5 protein-coding genes and 2 pseudogenes are annotated in these 6,590 nt (G+C 66.3%); 3 read left to right on the top strand and 4 right to left on the bottom strand.

The window, feature by feature from the left end:
• Positions 1 to 383: 383 nt before the first annotated feature.
• Together HUW62_RS44955 and HUW62_RS50215 are read right to left on the bottom strand one after the other, a co-directional pair.
• On the bottom strand, positions 384 to 596 hold the full coding sequence (locus tag HUW62_RS44955) for a hypothetical protein (protein WP_240356483.1): 213 nt from the start codon (positions 594 to 596) through the stop codon (positions 384 to 386).
• Complete coding sequence (locus HUW62_RS50215; RefSeq protein WP_368670636.1) at positions 506 to 1,438, bottom strand: ISL3 family transposase; 933 nt, start codon at positions 1,436 to 1,438, stop codon at positions 506 to 508. Before HUW62_RS50215 ends, HUW62_RS44955 begins: the two co-directional genes overlap by 91 nt.
• On the opposite strand from HUW62_RS50215, the gene HUW62_RS44965 reads away from it, so the two are divergent.
• Positions 1,338 to 1,820: a GNAT family N-acetyltransferase gene (locus HUW62_RS44965; RefSeq protein WP_176437947.1), complete on the top strand. Its 483-nt coding sequence runs from the start codon at positions 1,338 to 1,340 to the stop codon at positions 1,818 to 1,820. The two genes, HUW62_RS50215 and HUW62_RS44965, sit on opposite strands and share 101 nt — an antisense overlap.
• Positions 1,821 to 1,990: 170 nt before the next feature.
• On the opposite strand, the gene HUW62_RS44970 is transcribed toward HUW62_RS44965, so the two are convergent.
• Positions 1,991 to 3,475 carry a M48 family metallopeptidase gene (locus tag HUW62_RS44970; RefSeq protein ID WP_217911951.1) on the bottom strand — a complete coding sequence of 495 codons (1,485 nt, stop codon included), beginning with the start codon at positions 3,473 to 3,475 and terminating at the stop codon, positions 1,991 to 1,993.
• An 859-nt stretch (positions 3,476 to 4,334) separates the two neighbouring features.
• Here HUW62_RS44970 and HUW62_RS44975 point away from each other — a divergent pair.
• Complete coding sequence (locus HUW62_RS44975; protein ID WP_176437949.1) at positions 4,335 to 4,913, top strand: hypothetical protein; 579 nt, start codon at positions 4,335 to 4,337, stop codon at positions 4,911 to 4,913.
• 219 nt (positions 4,914 to 5,132) lie between these two features.
• On the opposite strand, the pseudogene HUW62_RS44980 reads toward HUW62_RS44975, so the two are convergent.
• A pseudogene (locus tag HUW62_RS44980) lies at positions 5,133 to 5,681 on the bottom strand (hypothetical protein); the annotation flags it as partial.
• On the opposite strand from HUW62_RS44980, the pseudogene HUW62_RS49430 reads away from it, so the two are divergent.
• A pseudogene (locus HUW62_RS49430) lies at positions 5,680 to 5,820 on the top strand (IS5/IS1182 family transposase); the annotation flags it as partial. The pseudogenes HUW62_RS44980 and HUW62_RS49430 sit on opposite strands and share 2 nt — an antisense overlap.
• Positions 5,821 to 6,590: the final 770 nt, after the last annotated feature.

A 6,590-nucleotide genomic window follows, 5' to 3' on the forward strand; every position in this document is an offset into this window, starting at 1 on the left:
CCACCCACAACCTCCTCAAGCTCTTCCGCGCGACGGCTGGGCAGTAACCATCCGCCGCAATCGAGCGGCGGGCCTCCTGCCTCGTCCGCTCTCGCCCCTCAATCCGTTACCGCCACAGACTCCTAGCCGGTAGCCGAACCCACACTGGTCCTCGCGGTACTTGGCGAAAGAGTCGTCCTCCAACCGTGCCCCCCCGTCTTGGTGGCGGTCCATCCCCCAGTTGTGAGAGGAGCGCGCCTCCAAAGTGAACCGCCCCTCCGGGGACATTGCGGCACGGTCGCGGAAGACGATGATGGACACGGCCCCACTCTACAGCAGCCGCCGGGCACCTTGGGGCGTGGCCCGGTTCAGTGGCTCTCCCGCACTTCGTATGGACCGTAGGCTCAGATGGTGAGCAGCACTCGGCGACGGAACAGGTCGAAGTTGGCGCGGCCATACATCTGACGCTTGAGAAGCTTGAGCTTCGTGATTTGGTCTTCGGCCTGGGCGTCGCGCCAGGGAGTGGTCAGCGCTGCCCGGACGGCAGCGCCGTCCTGTTCGAGGCCCTCCGCAAAGGTTTCCACCGCGCTGACTTCGCACGCACGCGCCTCGCCCAACCACGCTTCGAAGGGCCTGCAGGACCTCGTTGGCCTTGCTCGGTGTGACGACGTGCGGGAGGAGTGTCTGCGCTCGAAACGGCTGGTAGCGCTCGAAGGCGGAGGTGAGCGCTGGTCATCCAGCTTTGCATCATTTGCCGTCCATTCAGCAGCAAGTGCCAGCGGTCCGCTACCTGCTGGGCCTCTGGAGCGCCCAGTGCCGCTGCTCGTGCGTACTCAGTCGACCGGTCTCTGGCGATGACTTCCACGCCGGGGTGCTGGTGCAGCCAGGTGCTCACCGTGTGAGTTGAGCGGTCTGGCAACACGTCCCGCACGCAGTGCGCTTCCAGGTCGACAAGGATGGAGCCGTAGGTGCGCCCCTTGCGCAGCGCCCAGTCGTCGAGGCCCAGGACGCGAGCGGGGCTGGGAGGAGGCAGAGGAGCACGGCGAATCAGCCGCAGGAGGGTACCGGGACTGGTGGGCATGGCCAGGGGTTTGAGCAGCCTGGCCCCAGCCTCTGCTCCGGCTGTGATTGCAACGGCGCACTGCGTGGTGGCCAGCCGCCGTGTCCGCTGAGCCTGAGCGGCCAGCAGGCGCACCGGCCGCTCCGCGAACGTGCGGCGGGAGCAGTCCGGGTTTCGGCAGCAGAAGCGCCGCACACGCAACTCGAGTCGCACGACCAGAGAGGAACCACACGAAGTGCGGGAGAGCCACGGAACCGGATCACGCCCACACGGCCCTTGCCCGCGGTAGACTCCCGCCATGCTCATCAGGAGAGCCGAAGCTGTTGATGCCGCGGGCATTGCAGCCATCATCCTCCCCACCATTCGCGAAGGCACCACGTACGCGCTCGACACGAACATGAGCGAAGCGGACGCGCTGGCCTATTGGATGGGGCCGGACAGGGAGACGTTCGTCGCGGAGGAGGACGGCGTCATTGTCGGCACCTATTTCATCCGTCCGAACCAGGCCGGTGGCGGACGGCACGTCTGCAACTGTGGCTACATGACCAGCGCGGCCGCGCTGGGCCGAGGCATCGCGCGTCGTATGTGCGCGCACTCGCTGGAGCATGCGCGCGTGCGTGGCTACCGCGCCATGCAGTTCAACTTCGTCGTCAGCACGAACACGCGGGCCGTGAAGCTCTGGCAGGCGCTCGGGTTCGACATCGTCGGGCGGCTGCCGCTGGCGTTCCGGCATCCCACCGCGGGCGACGTCGATGCATTGGTGATGTACCAGCAGCTCTGACGCGCCTGCTCGATACTTCGTGGACCTGTGCCTACCCAAAACTCGGTCGCTGCGTCATGGACGCGGCAAGGCCGCCTTCGGCAGTGCGTCAATGCGAGCGAGGCGCGCGCGGTCATCGTTCTTCCTGGGTCGGCAATGCGCGAGGCGGGCTCGTGGCACCAGACTGCGGCTCAGTGAACCAGGCGCTGGCCGGTTCCCGAGTGGAGCAGGACCCGCGCCATTGCCGCGGCGACCAGGTTTCCCCCAGGCTCCATGGCCTCGTGGAGCATCCTGTCCCGGTCCGCCGAAGGCGCGGCATCGGCCGCGGACTCGATCAGCAGACGCGAGCGGATGTCTGGCTCCTCCGCCTGTGCCAACCCCACCTCGAGCGCCTCCCGTGCCTCGTCCTTCCGGTCGAGCGCCGTGAGCTGCCGGCCCAGTTGCAGTTGAAGCTCGGGCACTCCCGGTGCCTCGCCGATGGCCTGGCGCGTGAGTCGCAACCGGTCCTCCGCGCCCAGGTTCGGAAGCTCGAGCGTGCGCATCACGGTGAAGGCCCCGTATGGAATCCTTCCGGCGGCGATTCCAGCGGCCAGCCAGCGCTCGGCGCGACACCGGTACCAGCCCGGCGCAAGCGCCTCCACCTCGTCGTACCAGGACACGGCCTCGCTCGCGCGCTGGAGGTGGAGGAGCGTGACGGCCCCTTCGTAGCGGGGCTCGGGCGAGTAGGAGTCGATACGCCGTGCCTCCTGGAAGAGCGCGAGCGCCTCCCCGTAGCGGCCCTCCCCGCCCAGCTCACGGCCTCGCTCGACCAGGGCCGTGGTGCGCGCGAGGTCGAGTCGATTGCGGCAGAAGATGAATTGCAGCCTCCCCTCAATGAGCGCGGGCAGTTCGTCCAGTTCGAGGGTGACGCTGTCGAGTTGCGCCACCACCCGATTGAGCGGCTCACCGGCCCGGACGACTTCGGCGACCTTCCGGATGCGGCGGGCCCGCGAAGCCTGGCCCACCTGCTCCAGCGCCACCGCGAGTTCCCTGGCCACGCCTGCCGCATCCCCTCCCTGTCCCAGGTAGCGGTGCGCCTCGAAGCTGTTTTCCAGGTAGACGACGACGCCCTCGTCGTCACGGGCCCTCCGGCACAGGTCAATCGCCTGCCGGAAGAGCGGAAGCGCGGTCTCCGCCCGGCCCGCCTGGAAATGACACGCGGCCATCTGCCCGGAGGTCATGGCCTTCATGGACTCGGCGTTTCCTCCCGACAGGCCCTGGATTCGCTCCGCCTCGGGAGTGAGCAGCGATAGCGCACCTTCGAAGTCCAGCCCGCGCATGAGCGTGTTGGCGCGCTCCCGTGTCTCCTGCCAGCGCACGATGGGGTTATCGGCGGGAGTCCCCATCATCCGCTGGAACATTTCGGGCCGGTTCCGAGTCTGCGCGAGGCACTGAGCGATGCCGATGAGCCCCTGGCCATAGCGCTGGAGGTGTGTCGGCTCCTTGCGGACGCTCTCGGGAACCATCAACCAGGCAGGGTAGTGCTCGAGGAGCAGGGCTTCGTGCTCGGCACAGAGCCGGATGAGCGCGGCGTCATCCTGTGATTGCACGGCATCGAAGAGGAGCTCGCGCACAGCCTCGGGCGAGGTGGGTGCCGGCCTGACCACGCGACCGAAGAGGCGATTGAAGAGGCCCATGAAGCAAGGATACGCGAGCGAGACCCTTTCACGACACTCCGATGCACTTCTTTCCTCCCCGTGCCGACCCAACCTCGGCCGCTGCGTCCTGAGCGCGTCACACGGCCTTGTCGAACCGTGCGTCAATGCGAGCGAGCGAGGCGCGCACGGCAGAGGCGACAAACTTCCTGACACAGGGGGGTAGCTGGCCCGCCCCTCACATCAGCGCGAGATCCGTCGAACGCATACGGTACACGCTCTCAGCTCGTTGCCAAAAGGCCACAGGACGGAGGGGCCACGCGCCCCTCGTGGGAGGCAAGAGCGAGCTGAATGGCACTGTGTTCGAGTCCTCCGACTTCCTCCGCATCCGATGGGCCTTCACCGTCCCGAAGGCCCGAGCGAAATTCCGCTACTCTCCGACAGATTTCACCCTGTCGAAAGACTACGCGGTGAAGGTGACGGACTGGCGCGCCGTCCCGAATGGGAGCGACTGGCGGCCCGCCCCGACGTACGACCTGAAGCGGTACGGAGTCTGGGCAAAGTCAAACATCCGGGCCCCGGCGTCCTCCATCCCACACCGACACCGGGCCTTCTTTGACAGAGGTTGCCGACTCCCTATCCAGGTGTCAGGATTCACAATCCGTGAAGGAGAGGGTTTCCGGCAGGACCCGCCTGAGGCATCCGACCTGGAAACCCAGAGGAGAACCCCGTGAAGAGAATCCGATGGAGTGTCGCCGCACTGCTGCTGGGCCTCGTGGGTTGTGGAAGCATTGAGGAGGAGGCCCCCGCCGACGCGCTCCGAACGCAAGCAGCCACGCTCCGGAGCTGTTCGAGCGACCTCAACTGCAGCAGCTATTGTCAATGTCGAAGCGGCGCCTGCGTGCCGGCGGACGTGATCCCCGGTCCGCCTCCTCCCACCATCGACTGCGACGCGCCGCCCCTGCGAACCTGCTCCACGGGCGCGGATTGCATCACCGGCTGTGGATGCCAAAGCGGCGTCTGCACCAGGAACGTCCCCTCGTCCAATGCCAACTGTCTGCTGGTGCCCCCGGACGCCTTCGAAAACGACGACACGCACCTCACTGCTTCCGCGTACGGGGCGCCGCAGCTCAAGCACACCTTCCACCGGGTGGGCGACGTGGACTGGATCCTCGTCTACACGCCGGTCGCCCAGGTGATGACAGTGCAGGCCTACAACGTGGGCTACAATCAAGCGTTCCGTGTGGAGCTCTACGCCTACGATTACAATAACCGCACCTTGGGCGCGCGGCTGGCCAGCGGCCAGGGGCCTTCGTGTGATCCGTTCTATCCCCAGTGCCGCAACGTCACCATCACGGGCAATGTCGCGGCCCAGGGCGCCTACGTGGTGAAGGTGACCGACCTGCGCACCTTACCGCAGGGGGACTACGATACCCTCACCCCGGGAAACGAGCCGCGGTACGACCTGCGAATGTACTGACCGCCCCGCCTTCGCTACCGCGTCAGAGGCGGAGCGGCACCTCTTCAGCCGTTCCGCCGATGACGCGCTTCGCGATGGTGAGGGAGAAGCCCGCGCGAGCAAGCGCTGCCAGCTCCCACTGGCGGTTGTCCGCGCGCTTGCCGACGCTTCCTGGCTCCGCCAGCTTCTGCCTCGCCCATTCCTCGCCCGGATGCTGCCGTCAGGCTCGAATACGCCCAGTCAGGTCCGGTACCGCTCCGCTTCATGGAAGAACTGCGTGAGCGAATAGTCCAGCAGCGACTGGCGGGACGGCAGGTACCGGCGAGCACGGAGGAAGGGCAGCCAGATTCGCTTGCCCACTCGCACCTGGGACGCTTCCATCTTCTGCCTCAGCGCCCACGTCCCTCCCAACCGCCGAACCAGCATGTCCCCTTGGTAGGCGCCTGACGCCGGTATCGTGTGTCCGTCGAGGACGTCGCGCGTGTAGCGCTCGGGAAAGTGGGTCTTCCAGAAGTGGCAGTCGAGGTCCGTCAGGAACTCAGGCGTCTCCTTCATGATGGAGGGCACATCCATCTGAAGCACAGCCACAAGACCTTCGGACAAGTCTCCGTCGGATTCGAGGACGCGCTCCGGATTCGACACGTCCGAGAGATGGGCGACAGGGAGCCACTCTTCCGGCACAGGAGGCCGGAAGGCGTTGAGCTCGGCAAGCTTCCATTGTCGCTCGCTGATGGCGAACTCGTCGAGCAGTCGCGAGAGGAACGGCGCCACGTCGGGGTGGAAGCGCGGCGTGAAGCTGATTACTCCACACCGCCGGGGCCGCAAGCGCAAGGCCACGCAGGATGGGTGCAAGCTGCGGCGCTACACGCGACGCTGGAAGGTGGAACGCTTCTTCGCGCGGCTCCACTTCTTCCGTCGCGTCGTCACTCCCTGACACAGGGAGAGTCCTCCGCCGGGACGTTCGGCGGCACATGAAGCTGATAGGTCCTCGCGCCATTGAGCCAATCGCCTCTTCCGTCCTGGAAAGCGGCCGAGCACTGCGAGCCAGCGCCGACGACTGGTAGCGAGGCCGCCGCGCTCGCGCTCGTGGCCTGATAGGTGAGAGGTCAGCACGCGGAGAAGGCCGCCTGCGGCGCTGACTGGCGCGCTCTTTGGACATGGGCGAAGTGGGTGGTGCTGTCCCTGACACCACCCACTTCGCAGGCATGACAGCACCTGACGCAAGTCAGGGCTGGTCTGGCCGTTAGCAAGGGGCATCCTCAGATCAAGCCGCCACAGCCAGCCAAGACCTGGCAAGCAGACGGACTCGAGAACCTCATCCCGCTGTCCACCGGACAATCTTCACATCAACCTGAATTGATGGCTATCCAAGAATGTCATAGAAATCATGTCGCTGCCATGGTTGGCGGTCACTCGCATCCAGTACTTGAAGGAGTCTCGACATGAGGAATCGCACTGCTCTGCTGGGATGGGTTCTTGCCGCCGCGTTGGGAGGCGCCTGCGGTGCTGGCGGAGATGAACCCTCCACCCCGGAGTCCATGGGAACCACCGAGTCGTCGCTGGCGCCCGTTGTGTTGCTGAGCGAAGTGGTTGATGGAGAGCGCGGTCGCGACGAGCGCGCTGGTTGCCGGGAAGGAATGTTGCAGGCCGCGCGGAGTCCAGCAGCGAGCCGGATGCTGGCACGCCACGCTGGGTGAG

It is taken from the genome of Myxococcus sp. AM011 (genome assembly GCF_013372595.1).
Classification (GTDB): Bacteria; Myxococcota; Myxococcia; order Myxococcales; family Myxococcaceae; genus Myxococcus; species Myxococcus eversor.

What these genes read in the sequence shown, in the direction of transcription:
- HUW62_RS44965 (WP_176437947.1), top strand. Translation starts at nt 1,338, where the DNA reads ATGCTCATCAGGAGAGCCGAAGCTGTTGATGCCGCGGGCATTGCAGCC.
- HUW62_RS44970 (WP_217911951.1), bottom strand. Translation starts at nt 3,475, where the DNA reads ATGGGCCTCTTCAATCGCCTCTTCGGTCGCGTGGTCAGGCCGGCACCC.
- HUW62_RS50215 (WP_368670636.1), bottom strand. Translation starts at nt 1,438, where the DNA reads ATGTTCGTGTCGAGCGCGTACGTGGTGCCTTCGCGAATGGTGGGGAGG.